Source organism: Rhodopseudomonas palustris HaA2 (assembly GCF_000013365.1).
GTDB classification, from domain to species: Bacteria; Pseudomonadota; Alphaproteobacteria; order Rhizobiales; family Xanthobacteraceae; genus Rhodopseudomonas; species Rhodopseudomonas palustris_J.
Genome location: NC_007778.1, coordinates 1,108,469 through 1,124,635 on the forward strand (window position 1 = coordinate 1,108,469; position 16,167 = coordinate 1,124,635).

Annotated in this window: 21 protein-coding genes; all 21 read left to right on the forward strand. The window is 64.8% G+C overall.

Going from position 1 to position 16,167, the window contains the following annotated elements; translation table 11 throughout:
* The first annotated feature begins 184 nt into the window (after positions 1-184).
* Entirely contained in the window at positions 185-379 is a 195-nt protein-coding gene (locus tag RPB_RS04860; RefSeq protein WP_011439857.1) for a 4Fe-4S dicluster domain-containing protein, read from the forward strand.
* Between the two features lie 157 nt (positions 380-536).
* Positions 537-2,093 carry a nitrogenase cofactor biosynthesis protein NifB gene (nifB, locus tag RPB_RS04865; RefSeq protein WP_011439858.1) on the forward strand — a complete coding sequence of 519 codons (1,557 nt, stop codon included), beginning with the start codon at positions 537-539 and terminating at the stop codon, positions 2,091-2,093.
* A 21-nt stretch (positions 2,094-2,114) separates the two neighbouring features.
* Positions 2,115-2,336 carry a 4Fe-4S binding protein gene (locus tag RPB_RS04870; protein ID WP_011439859.1) on the forward strand — a complete coding sequence of 74 codons (222 nt, stop codon included), beginning with the start codon at positions 2,115-2,117 and terminating at the stop codon, positions 2,334-2,336.
* A gap of 9 nt (positions 2,337-2,345) precedes the next feature.
* Complete coding sequence (locus tag RPB_RS04875; RefSeq protein ID WP_011439860.1) at positions 2,346-2,702, forward strand: HesB/IscA family protein; 357 nt, start codon at positions 2,346-2,348, stop codon at positions 2,700-2,702.
* A 1-nt stretch (position 2,703) separates the two neighbouring features.
* The gene (locus tag RPB_RS04880; protein ID WP_011439861.1) at positions 2,704-3,243 is read left to right on the forward strand and encodes a tetratricopeptide repeat protein; all 540 of its coding nucleotides are present in this window, start codon (positions 2,704-2,706) and stop codon (positions 3,241-3,243) included.
* Positions 3,233-4,030 carry a 4Fe4S-binding leucine-rich repeat protein gene (locus tag RPB_RS04885; RefSeq protein ID WP_011439862.1) on the forward strand — a complete coding sequence of 266 codons (798 nt, stop codon included), beginning with the start codon at positions 3,233-3,235 and terminating at the stop codon, positions 4,028-4,030. Before RPB_RS04880 ends, RPB_RS04885 begins: the two co-directional genes overlap by 11 nt.
* Positions 4,031-4,034: 4 nt before the next feature.
* Positions 4,035-4,334: a nitrogen fixation protein NifZ gene (locus tag RPB_RS04890; RefSeq protein ID WP_011439863.1), complete on the forward strand. Its 300-nt coding sequence runs from the start codon at positions 4,035-4,037 to the stop codon at positions 4,332-4,334.
* Positions 4,334-4,591: a nitrogen fixation protein NifZ gene (locus RPB_RS04895; protein ID WP_011439864.1), complete on the forward strand. Its 258-nt coding sequence runs from the start codon at positions 4,334-4,336 to the stop codon at positions 4,589-4,591. The genes RPB_RS04890 and RPB_RS04895 overlap by 1 nt, the downstream gene beginning before the upstream one ends.
* A gap of 12 nt (positions 4,592-4,603) precedes the next feature.
* Positions 4,604-4,810 carry a putative nitrogen fixation protein NifT gene (gene nifT, locus RPB_RS04900; protein ID WP_011439865.1) on the forward strand — a complete coding sequence of 69 codons (207 nt, stop codon included), beginning with the start codon at positions 4,604-4,606 and terminating at the stop codon, positions 4,808-4,810.
* Positions 4,811-4,812: 2 nt separating this feature from the next.
* Positions 4,813-5,100 carry a hypothetical protein gene (locus tag RPB_RS04905; RefSeq protein WP_011439866.1) on the forward strand — a complete coding sequence of 96 codons (288 nt, stop codon included), beginning with the start codon at positions 4,813-4,815 and terminating at the stop codon, positions 5,098-5,100.
* 11 nt (positions 5,101-5,111) lie between these two features.
* Positions 5,112-6,008 (forward strand): SIR2 family protein, encoded by an 897-nt coding sequence (locus RPB_RS04910; RefSeq protein WP_011439867.1) that lies wholly within the window; start codon positions 5,112-5,114, stop codon positions 6,006-6,008.
* Between the two features lie 751 nt (positions 6,009-6,759).
* Positions 6,760-7,659 carry a nitrogenase iron protein gene (nifH, locus tag RPB_RS04915; protein ID WP_011439868.1) on the forward strand — a complete coding sequence of 300 codons (900 nt, stop codon included), beginning with the start codon at positions 6,760-6,762 and terminating at the stop codon, positions 7,657-7,659.
* A 66-nt stretch (positions 7,660-7,725) separates the two neighbouring features.
* A complete protein-coding gene (gene nifD / locus RPB_RS04920; protein WP_011439869.1) occupies positions 7,726-9,189 on the forward strand; it encodes a nitrogenase molybdenum-iron protein alpha chain in 1,464 nt (487 codons plus the stop codon).
* 92 nt (positions 9,190-9,281) lie between these two features.
* On the forward strand, positions 9,282-10,841 hold the full coding sequence (nifK, locus tag RPB_RS04925; protein ID WP_011439870.1) for a nitrogenase molybdenum-iron protein subunit beta: 1,560 nt from the start codon (positions 9,282-9,284) through the stop codon (positions 10,839-10,841).
* Between the two features lie 51 nt (positions 10,842-10,892).
* Entirely contained in the window at positions 10,893-12,359 is a 1,467-nt protein-coding gene (nifE, locus tag RPB_RS04930) for a nitrogenase iron-molybdenum cofactor biosynthesis protein NifE (RefSeq protein WP_011439871.1), read from the forward strand.
* 1 nt (position 12,360) lies between these two features.
* A complete protein-coding gene (gene nifN, locus RPB_RS04935) occupies positions 12,361-13,737 on the forward strand; it encodes a nitrogenase iron-molybdenum cofactor biosynthesis protein NifN (protein WP_011439872.1) in 1,377 nt (458 codons plus the stop codon).
* A gap of 46 nt (positions 13,738-13,783) precedes the next feature.
* Positions 13,784-14,182 carry a nitrogen fixation protein NifX gene (gene nifX / locus RPB_RS04940; RefSeq protein WP_041797965.1) on the forward strand — a complete coding sequence of 133 codons (399 nt, stop codon included), beginning with the start codon at positions 13,784-13,786 and terminating at the stop codon, positions 14,180-14,182.
* 1 nt (position 14,183) lies between these two features.
* Entirely contained in the window at positions 14,184-14,648 is a 465-nt protein-coding gene (locus RPB_RS04945) for a NifX-associated nitrogen fixation protein (protein ID WP_011439874.1), read from the forward strand.
* Positions 14,649-14,665: 17 nt separating this feature from the next.
* Positions 14,666-14,872, forward strand: a complete 207-nt coding sequence (locus RPB_RS04950; RefSeq protein WP_011439875.1) for a CCE_0567 family metalloprotein — start codon at positions 14,666-14,668, stop codon at positions 14,870-14,872.
* Between the two features lie 60 nt (positions 14,873-14,932).
* On the forward strand, positions 14,933-15,244 hold the full coding sequence (gene fdxB / locus RPB_RS04955) for a ferredoxin III, nif-specific (protein WP_011439876.1): 312 nt from the start codon (positions 14,933-14,935) through the stop codon (positions 15,242-15,244).
* A gap of 8 nt (positions 15,245-15,252) precedes the next feature.
* Complete coding sequence (locus RPB_RS04960) at positions 15,253-15,963, forward strand: nitrogen fixation protein NifQ (RefSeq protein WP_011439877.1); 711 nt, start codon at positions 15,253-15,255, stop codon at positions 15,961-15,963.
* The last annotated feature ends 204 nt before the right edge of the window (positions 15,964-16,167 follow it).

Sequence of the window (16,167 nt, forward strand, 5' to 3'; positions counted from 1 at the left end):
CCGAAGCTCTCGTCGGTTCAGGGCTTCGCTTCGACCTGTCAGACTTACGACAAGTGTCAGGCCCCCGACACCACCGGCTTTCTGGCTAACCCCGATAGTCCTTATAAATCAATCACAAGGCCAACTGGCACGAGGTTTGAAAGACAGTTGTTCAACGCAATGTCTGCGAACCCAGGAGTGCCCAATGGCCTACAAGATCGTCACCTCACAATGCACCGTCTGCGGCGCGTGCGAGTTCGAATGCCCGAACGCCGCGATCTCGATGAAGCGCGGCACCTATGTGATCGACGCCGTCAAGTGCACCGAATGCGAAGGTCACTTCGACAAGCCGCAATGCGTTGCGGTGTGCCCGGTCGATAACACCTGCGTCCCGGCCTGATCATATCGTCGACCGAAAGACCGACCGGCGCCTTGACCGTCGGACGCGTCTTCGATGGTTCGCCGCGCCCGCAGTTCATCCGAACATCGCCGGCTCGGTTGCAGCACCCCACCCACGGACAAGCCGCCGATCGTGCGGCGATCGAACGAGGCCGGACATGAGCAAGCTGCTGCAACTCCACGATTTCGGGGCCCCCGGGGCGAAGTCCTTCGAGGCGCTGCGCGCCGGCGCGGCGCAATCCGGCTGCAGCACCACGGGCGGCAACGGCAAGTCCGGCTGCGGCTCGGCGGCTGGACAGGGCGATCTGCCGCCGGAGATCTGGGAGAAGGTGAAGAACCATCCCTGCTACAGCGAGCAGGCGCATCATCACTTCGCCCGCATGCATGTCGCGGTCGCGCCCGCATGCAACATCCAGTGCAATTACTGCAATCGCAAATATGACTGCGCCAATGAATCGCGCCCCGGCGTCGTCAGCGAGAAGCTGACGCCCGAGCAGGCGGCCCGCAAGGTGATCGCGGTGGCCTCGACGATTCCGCAGATGACCGTGCTCGGCATCGCCGGTCCGGGCGACGCGCTCGCGAACCCTGCCAAGACCTTCAAGACCTTCGAGCTGGTGACGGCCACGGCGCCCGACATCAAGTTGTGCCTGTCGACCAACGGGCTGATGCTGCCCGACTACGTCGAGCAGATCGCCGCCATGAATGTCGATCACGTCACCATCACCATCAACATGATCGATCCGGAGATCGGCGCGCAGATCTATCCGTGGATCTTCTACAACCACCGCCGCTTCACCGGCGTCGAGGCGTCGAAAATCCTCAGCGAGCGGCAATTGCTCGGGCTCGAGATGCTCACCGCGCGCGGCATCCTGGTGAAGGTCAATTCGGTGATGATCCCGGGGATCAACGACCGGCACCTGATCGAGGTCAACAAGGCGGTGAAGTCGCGCGGCGCCTTCCTGCACAACATCATGCCGCTGATCTCCGAGCCGGAGCACGGCACGGTGTTCGGTCTCGAAGGCCGTCGCGGCCCGTCGGCGCAGGAGCTCAAGGCGCTGCAGGACGATTGCGAAGGCGAGATGAACATGATGCGGCACTGCCGGCAGTGCCGCGCCGACGCGGTCGGCCTGCTCGGCGAGGATCGCAGCGCCGAATTCACCACCGACAAGGTGATGGAGATGGAGGTCGAATACGATCTCGCCGCGCGGCAGGCCTATCAGGCCAAGGTCGAGGCCGAGCGCGACGCCATCGCCCTCGCCAAGCAGCGCGAACTGGCGACGCTCGCCGACGAGACCGCCACGATCAAGATCCAGGTCGCGATCGCCACCAAGGGCGGCGGCGTGATCAACGAGCACTTCGGACATGCTCACGAATTCCAGATCTACGAGGTTTCGACCGCCGGCGCCAAGTTCATCGGTCATCGCCGCGTCGATCTGTATTGCGAGGGCGGCTACGCCAGCGAGACCGGCATCGAGCCGATCCTGAAGGCGCTGAACGACTGCACCGCGGTGCTGGTCGCCAAGATCGGTCTGTGCCCGAAGGATTCTCTGGCCGGCGCCGGGATCGAGGCGGTCGAGGACTACGCCTTCGAATATATCGAGCAGTCGGTGATCGCTTATTTCAAGGACTACCTCGCGCGCGTCGGGAAGTCGGAAATCCGCCACGTCGCTCGCGGCGACGCCGATATTCGCCAGGGCGCGTTCGTCGCGAGTTGAGGTCGAGCGAGGACATCGGCCATGGCCTACAAGATCGTCGCGTCGCAATGCACCTCCTGCTCGGCCTGCGAGCCGGAGTGCCCGAACGAGGCGATCAGCGAACGGCGAGGGGTGTTTATGATCGACCCGTCGAAATGCACCGAATGCATCGGCCATTTCGACGTGCCGCAATGCGTCGCGGTGTGCCCGGTCGACGGCACCTGCGTGATCGACAATTCCGTCCCGCGCGCCAGCGCGGCTTGAGGTGAGACGATGGACCTGAATCTGACGCCCTCGGCCGAGAAGTTCATTCGCCGGATGGTCCGGCTCAGCGGCGGCGCCGGCGGCTTCCGCCTCGCCGTCACCTCCGGCGGCTGCTCCGGTCTGTCGGCGGCGTTCGACATCGAAGCCGTGCCGCAGCCCGGCGATCAGGTCGTCGAACACGGCGATCTTCGGCTGTTCCTTCCCGAGGGTAGTTGCAAACTGCTGGACGGCGTCGTGGTCGACTTCATGGAGACGCCGACGTCGAGCGGCTTCATCTTCCACGATCCGAAGCCCTCGAGCTGCCAGTGCTCGGGCGGCACCGTGGAGGCGCCGAGGCAGAATCTGCATCAGCTCCGCGAATTCTGAAATGCCGCATGTCCTGCACAGCGAGCTGACGATGTCCGGACCCGAGCAATCGCTGCTCGGCGGCGCGTTGCTCGGTGCGGGACTGCCGGCCGAGGCGCAGCGGCATCTCGAACTGGCCGGACGCGACTATCAGAGCGATGCCGTCGCCGAGCAGCATCTGCGCGAAGCCCAGGCGCTGGCGCCCGATCATGCCGCGGTGCTGATCGGGCTGTATCGCTTTTATTTCTACAAGGGCCGGCTCGACGAGGCGTTACGCGTCGCTGAAGTCTGCCTGGCGAAGGCCGCGCGTGACAATGGACTCGACCTCGACTGGCGCAAGGTCCGGCGCAGCGACGCCGAGTTTTCCAGCTTCGCCGCCATCCTGCCGCGGTTCTATCTGTTCGCGCTGAAAGCCTACGCGTATTTGCGGATGCGGGTCGGCGATATCGACGAGGGCCATGCGGCGATCGAGAAGCTGCTCGAACTCGATCCCTCCGACAAGGTCAATGCCGGCGTGCTGCACGATGTCTGGCAGCGGATCGGGCACGACGATGACGACTGACATCGACGAGGCCCGCGACTGGCAAGGCAACGAGGTCGATTGCGCATCCTGCCCGCACCGCGACCTGCTGTCGGCCGGCCGTTGCGAATTGAAGAAGGCCTGTGTGCAGGATCGCTATGCGCGGCGGCTGGAGCGCTTCTTCCAACAGAACCGCGCGATCGCCGACGATTATCTGATGCATCCCTATTTCGAGGTGCGCGCGGTCGCGGCGGGTTACGCCACGGTATTCCTGCTGCCGCGCCTCCTGCAGGACCCCGACGAGACGGTGCGCTGGAGCGCGGCGCGACGGCTGCCGAAGCGCTATCTGCTGCCGCTCCGCGCCGATCCGCACCGCGAGGTGCGGATCCGGATCGCCTCGGTGCTATCCGACGAGGATCTGCGGCCGATGGTCAACGACAGCGACTACTACGTCCGTCAGGTCGTGGCGAAGCGGGCCTCGCCGGGCCTGCTGCCGCTGCTGGTGCTCGATCCCGACAGCGGCGTCCGCCGCGAAGTGGCGCGCCGGATCGGCCCGGAATGGCTGGCGCAGATGGCGATGGACAAGGACGGCGATGTCCGGCTCGAAGCGGCGCGGCGGATGTCGCCCGGCCGGGTGCTGGCGCTGATCGACGATCCCGACTGGCGGATTCGCTACGAAGTGGCGAGCCGCGTCGACACTTACGAGCTGACCGAATTGCTGGACGATCCCGACCCGCTGGTGCGGGAGCTGGTGTGCAGCCGCACCGGCTTCATCGAGCCGGCGCGATCGGCTTCGCCCCAATCCCATGCAGCGCCCGTGACGGAGTAACACCATGAATATCAGCCGTGACAGCGACATCGTCGAACTCGACGGCCCGCCGGAGTTCGAATACGGCCAGAAGGTGCGGGCGAAGATCAACGTCCGTAACGACGGCACCTTTCCCGGCAAGGAAATCGGCGACGTGCTGGTGAAGAAGGGCGACGAGGGTTACGTCGTCTCGATCGGCACGTTCCTGCAGCAGTTCTACATCTACGGCGTCGACTTCGTGGCCCAAGGCCGCATCGTCGGGATGAAGCGCAAGGAGCTGGTGTCGGCCGAGGCCGAGCAGCCCGCATCGCGCGAGGTCGCGTGATGGGGCCGGAGCCGAAATATCAATGGGGTCAACCGGTTCGCGCCGAGATCGACCTGTTCAACGACGGCAGCTTTCCGGACGCGCCGCTCGATGCGCTGCTGGTGAAGCGCGGCGATGCCGGCGAGATCGTCCGCATCGGACTGCACGAAGAGACCCAACGGCCGGTCTATCTGGTTGAATTCGCAGGCAATCGCGTCGTGGGTTGCCTCGAAGACGAAATCGCCCCGCTGGCGCCGTCGCTCGCCGGCCAATTGTAAGGACTTGAATCGATGAAAGTGATGATCCGCAGATCCGAGGCCGGCAAGCTGTCCGCTTATGTGGCCAAGAAGGATCTCGAAGAGGCGATTATCGATATGGAAAACCCGGACTTGTGGGGCGGTAAAGTCACGCTGGCGAATGGCTGGCAGCTCGAACTCCCGGCGATGGCGGCCGATACCCGGTTGCCGATTACCGTCGAAGCCCGCAAGCTGGCCTGATCATGGCCCTTTCCGCCGACGATCTCATCCGGCTGGACGCGCTGCTCGGCGATGCGGAGGCTTGCGGCAAACTGGTGGCAAACCTGCGGCAGCAGTTTCCGGGGCTGTCGCTGACCCAATGCGACGCCTCCGACGTCGATCACGAGCAACCGTTCCGCGTCCAGCCGGGGTTCAGCCTGTACCTCGTCGATCGTTCGGATCATTGCTGGACGATCACCGGCAATCCCGCCCAGGCGACCGGCCTGGTCGTCGCGCATCACAAAGCCGCCGCGCCATCGCGAGCGTCGTGAAGGAGACCGCCATGCCGGCCCAACTACTCGATGACGTCGCCGCGGCGTTCGCGCGGGCCAAGGTCATTCCCTATCTGGGCTGCGGCGCGCTCGCGCTCGAGAGCGTCGCGATTCCCGCAACGCCGCTGGAGCTGGTGGCGCGGCTGACGGCGAAGACGACGGTGCCGCACAAGGTGCGGACCAATCTCACCGGCGCGGCGCAGTACATCGAGAACTTCAAGCACCGCAAGACGCTGTCATCGCTGATGACGGACGCGTTTCGCGCATCCGCGGCGCCGAACCCGTTGCACCGGATGCTGGCGGCGATTCCCGACCTGCCGCTGCTGGTGCACGCCTGGTACGACGACGTGCCGCAGAAGGCTTTCGCGGACCGCGCCGACTGGGGCATGGCGCAGGGCGTCAGCCAGACCGAGCATCACGGTCGCTGGGTGAATTATTATCGTCCCGACGGCAGCGAGGTGACCGAGCCCGATCCGAGCGTCGTCGCCGACGAAATGCCGCTGTTCGCGCCGACGCCGGACGAAGCCCGCGCCTGGGCGACGCTGCTGTATCAGCCGCTCGGCTCGGTGGCGCCGGCCGCGAATTATCTGGTGTCGGACAGCGACTTTGTCGAAGTCCTGACCGAGATCGACATCCAGACGCCGATTCCGGGCGCGGTGCAGGAGCTGCGGCGTGGCCGGCATTTCCTGTTCATGGGCTGCCGCTTCGACAATCAGCTCGACCGTCTGTTCGCGCGTCAGATCATGAAGCGCTCCTCGGCGCGTCACTGGGCGGTGTTGCCCGACACCCTGACCCGCAACGAGGAGCGCTTCCTCGACGAGCAGAACATCGAGCGGATCGATTGGCCGCTGGCGAAGTTCATCGCGGCGCTGGCGCCGATGCTGCAGGGCCAGAGCCTGCCGGCGTAGTCGAGCGAATCTCCGATACATCCCATGTGGGCGACCTACTGCGTGCCGCGGCGTGCGGCAGGACGGTCGCACATGTCAGCGTGCGCTCGCGACGCGCTTCACCCTCCCCTGGAGGGGGAGGGTGAAGCGAGCCCGGTGCAATAGAGCCCCTTCATCGCTTGACTGAAGCAACGCGGCATTCTCGCGTGCGGAGTCGTCATCCTGAGGTGCGCGCTCTTGCGCGCCTCGAAGGATGCGGCCAAGGCGCTTGCGGCTCATCCTTCGAGGCCCGCTGGGCCGCGCATGGCGCGACCCAGCGGGCACCTCAGGATGACGGCGGTGATTCCATCAAAACCAGAGCTGCTCTAGCCTCGACATTCCATTCGCGATTGCCCTGCCGCGCGCGGGGAGGTGAAGCCGCGTCCTTTCGAGTTGCGAGAGAGTTCTGTTCGCCCCGCCGCCGGTATCAGTTTGTTTCGTTTCTAACAGCCGGTCCCCGCGATGTCGGCCGACGGCGCCGCATGTCGGATTCGAAACATCTGCGTAGGACACCCCCGATTGTTCGCTATCCGCTCGTAAACGCTGACGTTTTCGCGCGCTGCGGCGATTGGCACGGCGGTTGCAAAACAGGGATCAGCAAGGCGAGGGATGTTGGCTGAGCAGCCACTTGCGAAGGGCAACATCCGCTTCTGGGCCGTGCGACGGATTAACGGAATGAGGCTGCGCGGTTCGCGCACATCGATCAACGGCTCGAGAACAACGGAGAGAAAACATGGCGGCACTTCGGCAAATCGCATTCTACGGCAAGGGCGGCATCGGCAAGTCGACCACTTCGCAGAACACCCTCGCGGCTCTGGTCGAGCTCGGTCAGAAGATCCTGATCGTCGGCTGCGACCCCAAGGCGGACTCCACCCGCCTGATCCTCAACACCAAGATGCAGGACACCGTGCTCAGCCTCGCCGCTGAAGCGGGTTCGGTCGAAGACCTCGAACTCGAAGACGTGATGAAGATCGGCTACAAGGGCATCAAGTGCACCGAAGCCGGCGGCCCGGAGCCGGGCGTCGGCTGCGCCGGCCGCGGCGTCATCACCGCGATCAACTTCCTCGAAGAGAACGGCGCCTATGAGGACGTCGACTACGTCTCCTACGACGTGCTCGGCGACGTGGTCTGCGGCGGCTTCGCGATGCCGATCCGCGAGAACAAGGCCCAGGAAATCTACATCGTGATGTCCGGCGAGATGATGGCGCTGTACGCCGCCAACAACATCGCCAAGGGCATTCTGAAGTACGCCTCCTCGGGCGGCGTCCGCCTCGGCGGCCTGATCTGCAACGAGCGCCAGACCGACCGCGAGCTCGACCTCGCCGAAGCGCTGGCGGCCCGGCTGAACTCCAAGCTGATCCACTTCGTGCCGCGCGCCAACATCGTGCAGCACGCCGAGCTGCGCCGCCAGACCGTGATCGAATACGCGCCCGACTCGCAGCAGGCGCAGGAATATCGCCAGCTCGCCAACAAGATCCACGCCAACTCCGGCAACGGCACCATCCCGACCCCGATCACGATGGAAGAGCTGGAAGGCATGCTGCTCGACTTCGGCATCATGAAGACCGACGAGCAGGCGCTGGCCGAGCTCGCCGAGAAGGAAGCCGCCAAGGCGGCCGCCGCCACCGCCTGATCCATCAGCCGGGCCGGCCGCCTTGCGCGGCCGGCTCCCCGGCGGCCCCTTACACGAGGAACAACGATGAGCACCGCAGTCGCAGAATCCCCCGCGGACATCAAGGAACGCAACAAGCAGCTGATCGGCGAAGTCCTGGAAGCCTATCCGGACAAGTCCGCCAAGCGCCGCGCCAAGCACCTCAACACCTACGAGGCCGAAAAGGCCGAGTGTTCGGTCAAGTCCAACATCAAGTCGATCCCCGGCGTGATGACGATCCGCGGCTGCGCCTACGCCGGCTCCAAGGGCGTGGTGTGGGGTCCGATCAAGGACATGGTCCACATCAGCCATGGTCCGGTCGGCTGCGGCCAGTATTCCTGGGGTTCGCGCCGCAACTACTACAAGGGCAACACCGGCATCGACACCTTCGGCACGATGCAGTTCACCTCCGACTTCCAGGAGAAGGACATCGTCTTCGGCGGTGACAAGAAGCTCGGCAAGATCATCGACGAAATTCAGGACCTGTTCCCGCTGAACCGCGGCATCTCGGTGCAGTCGGAATGCCCGATCGGCCTGATCGGCGACGACATCGAGGCGGTCTCCAAGGCCAAGACCAAGCAATACGACGGCAAGCCGATCATCCCGGTGCGCTGCGAAGGCTTCCGCGGCGTGTCGCAGTCGCTCGGCCATCACATCGCCAACGACGTGATCCGCGACTGGGTGTTCGACAAGGCCGGCGACAAGGTCGCCACCTTCGAATCGACCCCCTACGACGTCGCGATCATCGGCGACTACAACATCGGCGGCGACGCCTGGGCCTCGCGCATCCTGCTCGAGGAAATGGGTCTGCGCGTGATCGCGCAGTGGTCCGGCGACGGCACCATCGCCGAGCTGGAGAACACCCCGAAGGCGAAGCTGAACATCCTGCATTGCTACCGCTCGATGAACTACATCACGCGGCACATGGAAGAGAAGTTCGGGATCCCGTGGGTCGAGTACAATTTCTTCGGCCCGACCAAGATCGAAGCCTCGCTGCGAGAGATCGCCGCGAAATTCGACGACAAGATCAAGGAAGGCGCCGAGCGCGTCATCGCCAAATACAAGCCGCGGATGCAGGCGATCGTCGATCGTTATCGCCCGCGCCTCGAAGGCAAGAAGGTCATGCTCTATGTCGGCGGCCTGCGTCCGCGGCACGTCATCGGCGCCTACGAAGACCTCGGCATGGAAGTGGTCGGCACCGGCTATGAATTCGGCCACAACGACGACTATCAGCGCACCACCCACTACGTGAAAGACGGCACGCTGATCTACGACGACGTCACCGGCTACGAATTCGAGAAGTTCGTCGAGAAGGTCCGGCCCGATCTGGTCGGCTCCGGCATCAAGGAAAAGTACATCTTCCAGAAGATGGGTGTGCCGTTCCGCCAGATGCATTCGTGGGACTATTCCGGCCCGTATCACGGCTATGACGGCTTCGCCATCTTCGCCCGCGACATGGACATCGCCATCAACGCTCCGATCTGGAAGCTGACCAAGGCACCTTGGAGCTGAAGGTTCTGAGCTGAACCAACTCGTCACACAGGCTTCCGGTGCGATCCACCGGAAGCCCCGTGTCCCCGAATTCCTTGGGAAAGAACATCAACATGACCGAGACCGCAGAAAAGATCCGGGATCATTTCGATCTCTTCCATCAGCCCGAATACGCGGACATGATGGACAACAAGCGCAAGCAGTTCGAGAACGCCGTCGGCGAAGCCGAAGTCGCGCGCGTGTCGGATTGGACCAAGACCAAGGAATATCAGGAGAAGAACTTCGCTCGTGAAGCCCTGGTCATCAACCCGGCCAAGGCCTGCCAGCCGCTCGGCGCGGTGTTCGCCGCGGTGGGCTTCGAGAAGACGCTGCCGTTCGTGCACGGCTCGCAGGGCTGCGTCGCGTATTATCGCAGCCACTTCTCGCGGCACTTCAAGGAGCCGACCTCCTGCGTCTCGTCGTCGATGACCGAGGACGCCGCGGTGTTCGGCGGCCTCAACAACATGATCGACGGCCTGGCCAATTCCTACGCGCTGTACAAGCCGAAGATGATCGCGGTGTCGACCACCTGCATGGCCGAAGTGATCGGCGACGACCTCAACGCCTTCATCAAGAACGCGAAGGAAAAGGGCTCGGTTCCGCAGGACTTCGACGTCACCTACGCCCACACCCCGGCGTTCGTCGGCAGCCACATCACCGGCTACGACAACACCATGAAGGGCGTGGTCGAGCACTTCTGGGACGGCAAGTCCGGCACCACGCCGAAGCTCGAGCGCCAGCCCAACGAGTCGGTCAACTTCCTCGGCGGCTTCGACGGCAACACCGTCGGCAACATCCGCGAGGTCAAGCGCATCTTCGAACTGATGGGCGTCGACTACACCATCTTCGGCGACAATAGCGACGTCTGGGACACCCCGGCCGACGGCGAATTCCGGATGTATGACGGCGGCACCACGCTGGAGCAGGCCGCCAACGCCATCCACGCCAAGGGCACGATCTCGATGCAGGAATTCTGCACCGAAAAGACGCTGGCGACGATCGCGGCGCACGGCCAGGAAGTGGTCGCGCTCAACAGCCCGATCGGCATCACCGGCACCGACCGCTTTCTGCAGGCGGTGTCGCGGATCACCGGCAAGGCGATCCCCGAAGCGCTGACCAAGGAGCGCGGCCGGCTGGTCGACGCCATCGGCGACTCCTCGGCGCACATCCACGGCAAGAAGTTCGCGATCTTCGGCGATCCGGACCTGTGCTACGGCCTGGCCGAATTCATCCTCGAACTCGGCGGCGAACCGACCCACATCCTCGCTACCAACGGCAACAAGAACTGGGAAGTGAAGGTCAACGAGCTCCTGGCGTCCTCGCCGTTCGGCACGAACTGCAAGGTCTATCCCGGCAAGGATCTCTGGCACCTGCGCTCGCTGCTGTTCACCGAGCCGGTCGACTTCATGATCGGCAACACCTACGGCAAGTATCTCGAGCGCGACACCGGCACGCCGCTGATCCGCATGGGCTTCCCGGTGTTCGATCGCCACCACCATCACCGCTCGCCGATCTGGGGCTACCAGGGCACGATGAACGTGCTGGTCAAGATCCTCGACAAGATCTTCGACGAAATGGACAAGGCCACCAACATCGCCGGCAAGACCGACCTGTCCTTCGACATCATCCGCTGATGCCGAAGGCGATACCAAAGTCTCGGACTACCTGATCCTCAGGAGCGTCGCATGAGCCGTCTCGCAGACAAGATCCAAGATGTCTTCAACGAGCCCGGCTGTGCGGACAATCAGGCCAAGTCCGAGAAGCAACGCAAGAAGGGCTGCAGCAAACCGCTGCAGCCCGGCGGCGCGGCCGGCGGCTGCGCCTTCGACGGCGCCAAGATCGCGCTGCAGCCGATCGTCGACGTCGCCCATCTGGTGCACGGCCCGATCGCCTGCGAAGGCTCGTCCTGGGACAATCGCGGCACCAAATCGTCGGGCTCGAAGCTGTATCGCACCGGCTTCACCACCGACATGAGCGAGAACGACGTGGTGTTCGGCGGCGAGAAGCGGCTGTTCCGGTCGATCAGGGAAATCATCGAGAAGTACGACCCGCCCGCGGTGTTCGTGTATCAGACCTGCGTGCCGGCGATGATGGGCGACGACATCGTCGCGGTCTGTAAGGTGGCGGCCGAGAAATTCGGCAAGCCCTGCATCCCGATCATCGCGCCGGGCTTCGTCGGCCCGAAGAATCTCGGCAACAAGCTCGCCGGCGAGGCGATGCTCGACTACGTGATCGGCACGCAGGAGCCGGAGGTCACCACCCCCTACGACATCAACATCATCGGCGAATACAACGTCGCCGGCGAATTGTGGCAGGTCAAGCCGCTGCTCGACGAGCTCGGCATCCGCATCCTGTCCTGCCTGTCGGGCGACGCGCGCTATCACGAGGTCGCGCAGTCGCATCGCGCCCGCGCCGCCATGATGGTGTGCTCGACCGCGATGATCAACGTCGCCCGCAAGATGCAGGAGCGCTACGGCATTCCGTATTTCGAGGGCTCGTTCTACGGCATCACCGACACCTCGGATTCGCTGCGGCAGATCGCACGGCTGCTGATCGCGCGCGGCGCCGATGCCGAGCTGATGGACCGCGTCGAGGCGCTGATCGCGCGCGAGGAGGCCAAGGCCTGGGCCGCCATCAAGGCCTATACGCCGCGGCTCGCAGGCAAGAAAGTGCTGCTGATCACCGGCGGCGTGAAGTCGTGGTCGGTGGTGCTGGCGCTGCAGGAAGCCGGGCTCACCATCGTCGGCACCAGCGTCAAGAAATCGACCAAGGAGGACAAGGAGCGGCTCAAGGAGATGAGTCCCGACGTCCATCTGATCGACGATCTGCGGCCGCGCGAAATGTACAAGATGCTGAAAGAGGCGCAGGCCGACATAATGTTGTCCGGCGGCCGCTCGCAATTCGTCGCGCTGAAGGCGCGGATGCCCTGGATGGATATCAACCAGGAACGCTCTTACGCGTATTGCGGCTATGTCGGCATTGTCGAGATGGTGCGGCAGATCGACAAGGCGCTGTCGAACCCGATCTGGCAGCAGGTCCGCTCGGCGCCGCCGTGGGACGAAGTGAGCTGGGAGACCCGCGCCGACGCCGCCAATGCCGCCGACGACGCACAGCGCGCCGCCGAGGCCGCACCCGCCGCAAAGGTCGCGTGACATGGCCAGGATCGTGACATCGACCAAGTCCTGCACCGTCAATCCGCTGCGGATGAGTCGGCCGCTCGGCGCGGCGCTGGCCTTGATGGGGCTGCGCAATGCGATGCCGCTGCTGCACGGCTCGCAGGGCTGCACCTCGTTCGGCCTGGTGCTGTTCGTGCGGCATTTCCGCGAACAGATCCCGATGCAGACCACCGCGATGAGCGAAGTCGCCACCGTGCTCGGCGGCTTCGAGAATGTCGAGCAGGCGATCGTCAACATCGTCGGCCGCACCCAGCCGGACGTGATCGGGATCTGCACCACGGGCGTCACCGAGATCAAGGGCGACGACCTCGACGGCTTCATCAAGGACGTCCGCCGCAAGCATCCCGAACTCGCGCATGTCGCGCTGGTGCCGGTGTCGACGCCGGACTTCAAGGGCGCGTTCGAGGACGGCTTCGCCAGCACCGTGGCGAAGATCGTCGAGCTGCTGGTCGAGGCGCCAGCGCCGGGCGCCGCGCGCGATCCGGCGCGGCTCAACGTGCTGGCCGGCAGCCATCTGACGCCGGGCGATATCGACGAGCTGCGCGACGTCATCGAGGCGTTCGGCCTGGTGCCGACCTTCCTGCCGGACATTTCCGGCTCGCTCGACGGCCATCTGCCGGACGACTTCACCCCGACCACCCATGGCGGCGTCTCGGTCCCCGAGGTCGCGGCGATGGGCGGCGCGGCGCATACGCTGGCGCTCGGCGAGCAGATGCGCAAGGCCGCGGCCGCGCTCGAGGCCAAGGCCGGCGTGCCGTTCACGCTGCTGCGGCGGCTCACCGGGCTCGCGGCCGGCGACGAACTGATGGCGACGCTGGCCAAGATCAGCGGCCGGCCGGTGCCGCCGAAATATCGCCGGCAGCGCAGCCAGCTGGTCGACGCCATGCTCGACGGCCACTTCTATTTCGGCGGCAAGCAGGTCGCGATCGGCGCCGAGCCGGACATGCTGCTGAATATCGGCGGCTGGCTCGCCGACATGGGCTGCACGATCGAGGCTGCGGTAACGACGACCAACTCGCAGGCGCTTTCGCAGGTGCCGGCCGACGAGGTGCTGATCGGCGATCTGGAAGATCTGGAGAGCCGCGCCGAGGAGTGCGATCTGCTGCTGACGCATTCGCACGGCAGGCAAGCCGCCGAGCGGCTCGGCGTGCCGCTGTTCCGCGTCGGCATTCCGATGTTCGATCGGCTCGGCGCCGCGCATCAGGTCGTGGTCGGCTATCGCGGCAGCCGCGATCTGATCTTTGCGATCGGCAATCTGTTCATCGCCGCCATCAAGGAACCGCATGTCGACGACTGGCGCAACGCCGCGATCGGCGATCGGGATCAGGTCGATGCGGCGGCTACGGCTCATTAGGACGGACGCGAAGGAGACTGTCGATGCACAGCAACGGAGGCGCGGCATGAAGGTCGCTTTTGCCACTCAGGATCTGACGCGCGTCGACGCGCATTTCGGCTGGGCCAGGAACCTCGCGATCTACGAGGTCACCGCCGAGGACCATCGCTTCGTCGAAGCGGTGCAATTCGCCGAGGAGAAGGAAGACGGCAACGAGGACAAGCTCGCGGCGAAAATCGACGCCATCCGCGATTGCGCCATCGTGTATTGCGCGGCGATCGGCGGCTCCGGCGCGGCGCGCGTCGTCGCGGCGCAGGTGCATCCGCTGAAGCTGGCGCAGCCCGAACTGATCACCGACCTGATCACCAAGCTGCAGGGCGTGCTGCGCGGCGTGCCGCCGCCGTGGCTGCGCAAGGCGCTGCTGAAGGGCGAAGAACGCAAGCTCGATTTCGCGGACGAGGTGTGACATGACCGAAGTAGCAACCACGGCCGACGCGGCGATCGACTCGCTGTTCGTCAAGGAGCTGGTCAAGCAGCTCCGCGCCCAGGACACCCACGGCGTCTGGGAGAACAAATCCGATCTCAAGCTGCTCGAGCCCTACATCATCGACAAGGCCAAGCGCCGCGAGATCCCGCTGATGGGCGATCCGGATCCCGAGACGCTGTGGCGGCTCGAGCTGTTCTACAACGCGGTGGCGCTGTCGATCGAGCGCGAGACCAAGATCATGGTGTCGCCGATGATGAAGATGCATCACGAGGGCTTCGGCCGGATGATCCTCAGCGCCGGCCGCCTGATCGTCGTCAACAAGCACATGCGCGACGTCCACCGCTTCGGCTTCGACAATCTCGGCAAGCTCGCCGAGGAGGGCGACAAGCTGGTCGATGCCGGCGTCGAGATGATCCGCAAATTCCCCGACGTCGCGGCGCTGTGAAGGAAGGCGACACCCCCATGTCCGATATCGACGCATTGAAGGCCGAACTGAAGAAACTGTCGGCGCGCGCCACGACGATGAAGATGAACCTGCACGATTTGTCGGAAGAACTGCCGATCAACTGGCAGAACATCATGACCGTCGCGCAGCAGACCCACGATGCCTATGCGGCGCTCGAAGCCGCGCGAAAAGCCTTGAAGGAGCTGGAAGCCAAGGCCGCCTGAGCGCGGCCCGACGCACCAGCCCGAACCGCGCGGAGATTTGCCGCGCCAGGAGTAATTGCCATGACGACTTTTTCATCCCGCGACGGCAAGCCGTGGGAGCCGACCTACATCACCGCGATCGACGGCGACAAGTGCATCGGTTGCGGCCGTTGCTACAAGGTCTGCTCGCGCGACGTGATGCATCTGATGGGTGTCAACGAGGACGGCGAACTGGTCGGCTGCAGCCTCGAGAACGACGATGACGACGAGGAATTCGTCCGCAAGGTGATGGTGCTGGACCAGCCCGGCAATTGCATCGGCTGTTCGGCCTGCAACCGGGTCTGTCCGAAGGATTGTCAGACCCACGTCAAGGCCAGCGAACTCGGGCTGTAGGAGCGATCATGATCGGCGGGGCGAAGCAGCAAGGCGGCGAGGCGGCACCGGCGGCGCTGCCGCTGCGCGTCGTCGCGTCCGGCTTCGCGTCCTCGCCAGCGATCGTGTATCGGGCGCTGACCGGCGGCCTGCCGGCCGAGGCGCGGATCGACGACGACCGCGCCTTCGATCGCCACGTGCTGGCGTCGATCCTGTCGGCGGCGATCACCGAACCCGGCCCGATCAACCAGCGTTGCGGACTCGGCGCCGACGATTTCGTCGCGCTGGTGACGTCGTTCTTCCCGCACATTTCGGTGCTGTTCTCCGTGCTCGCCGCCGGCGAGCCGGACGCCGACGAGGAAGCCGCGATGGTGCGCGACCTGTTGCTCGCGCATCGCTCGACCCCGGGCGAGGTCGGACGCTGGCTCGCCACCATGGTGGCGCGCCGGGCGATGGAGCCGGATCACCTCTGGGAAGATCTCGGCCTGCGCGACCGCTCCGAGCTGACGCGGCTCTTGATGCGGCACTTCGGCCCGCTGGCCCGCGACAACATCCGCAACATGCGCTGGAAGCGGTTCTTCTATCGCAAGCTCTGCGAAGACGACGGCATCGTGATGTGCAGCACGCCGGTGTGCTCGCAGTGCAACGACTTCGCCGAATGCTTCGGCGACGAAAGCGGCGAAAGCCGCATGGCCGGCCGCCGGCGAGAACTGGAGCTGCGCGCCGCGGGCGTGGCGTGAGGACCCCGCAGCGCAACGTCGCCGCGAGCACGACCTGCTCCTTCTCCCCGCGCGCGGGGAGAAGGGTGGGATGAGGGGGCGTCGCACAGAGGCCGAGCGTCGATAGTGATTGTCGGCCGGCGAAGAGTTCTTCTCGAAACGTTCAGACTCGTTGATGCGCCCCCTCACCCGACCCGGCTCCGCTGCGCGTAGCCGGGTCGACCT

Excerpts from the sequence above, each read along its gene's own strand:
- RPB_RS04860 (WP_011439857.1), top strand. The coding sequence starts at position 185 with ATGGCCTACAAGATCGTCACCTCACAATGCACCGTCTGCGGCGCGTGC.
- nifB (WP_011439858.1), top strand. The coding sequence starts at position 537 with ATGAGCAAGCTGCTGCAACTCCACGATTTCGGGGCCCCCGGGGCGAAG.
- RPB_RS04870 (WP_011439859.1), top strand. The coding sequence starts at position 2,115 with ATGGCCTACAAGATCGTCGCGTCGCAATGCACCTCCTGCTCGGCCTGC.
- RPB_RS04875 (WP_011439860.1), top strand. The coding sequence starts at position 2,346 with ATGGACCTGAATCTGACGCCCTCGGCCGAGAAGTTCATTCGCCGGATG.
- RPB_RS04880 (WP_011439861.1), top strand. The coding sequence starts at position 2,704 with ATGCCGCATGTCCTGCACAGCGAGCTGACGATGTCCGGACCCGAGCAA.
- RPB_RS04885 (WP_011439862.1), top strand. The coding sequence starts at position 3,233 with ATGACGACTGACATCGACGAGGCCCGCGACTGGCAAGGCAACGAGGTC.
- RPB_RS04890 (WP_011439863.1), top strand. The coding sequence starts at position 4,035 with ATGAATATCAGCCGTGACAGCGACATCGTCGAACTCGACGGCCCGCCG.
- RPB_RS04895 (WP_011439864.1), top strand. The coding sequence starts at position 4,334 with ATGGGGCCGGAGCCGAAATATCAATGGGGTCAACCGGTTCGCGCCGAG.
- nifT (WP_011439865.1), top strand. The coding sequence starts at position 4,604 with ATGAAAGTGATGATCCGCAGATCCGAGGCCGGCAAGCTGTCCGCTTAT.
- RPB_RS04905 (WP_011439866.1), top strand. The coding sequence starts at position 4,813 with ATGGCCCTTTCCGCCGACGATCTCATCCGGCTGGACGCGCTGCTCGGC.
- RPB_RS04910 (WP_011439867.1), top strand. The coding sequence starts at position 5,112 with ATGCCGGCCCAACTACTCGATGACGTCGCCGCGGCGTTCGCGCGGGCC.
- nifH (WP_011439868.1), top strand. The coding sequence starts at position 6,760 with ATGGCGGCACTTCGGCAAATCGCATTCTACGGCAAGGGCGGCATCGGC.
- nifD (WP_011439869.1), top strand. The coding sequence starts at position 7,726 with ATGAGCACCGCAGTCGCAGAATCCCCCGCGGACATCAAGGAACGCAAC.
- nifK (WP_011439870.1), top strand. The coding sequence starts at position 9,282 with ATGACCGAGACCGCAGAAAAGATCCGGGATCATTTCGATCTCTTCCAT.
- nifE (WP_011439871.1), top strand. The coding sequence starts at position 10,893 with ATGAGCCGTCTCGCAGACAAGATCCAAGATGTCTTCAACGAGCCCGGC.
- nifN (WP_011439872.1), top strand. The coding sequence starts at position 12,361 with ATGGCCAGGATCGTGACATCGACCAAGTCCTGCACCGTCAATCCGCTG.
- nifX (WP_041797965.1), top strand. The coding sequence starts at position 13,784 with ATGAAGGTCGCTTTTGCCACTCAGGATCTGACGCGCGTCGACGCGCAT.
- RPB_RS04945 (WP_011439874.1), top strand. The coding sequence starts at position 14,184 with ATGACCGAAGTAGCAACCACGGCCGACGCGGCGATCGACTCGCTGTTC.
- RPB_RS04950 (WP_011439875.1), top strand. The coding sequence starts at position 14,666 with ATGTCCGATATCGACGCATTGAAGGCCGAACTGAAGAAACTGTCGGCG.
- fdxB (WP_011439876.1), top strand. The coding sequence starts at position 14,933 with ATGACGACTTTTTCATCCCGCGACGGCAAGCCGTGGGAGCCGACCTAC.
- RPB_RS04960 (WP_011439877.1), top strand. The coding sequence starts at position 15,253 with ATGATCGGCGGGGCGAAGCAGCAAGGCGGCGAGGCGGCACCGGCGGCG.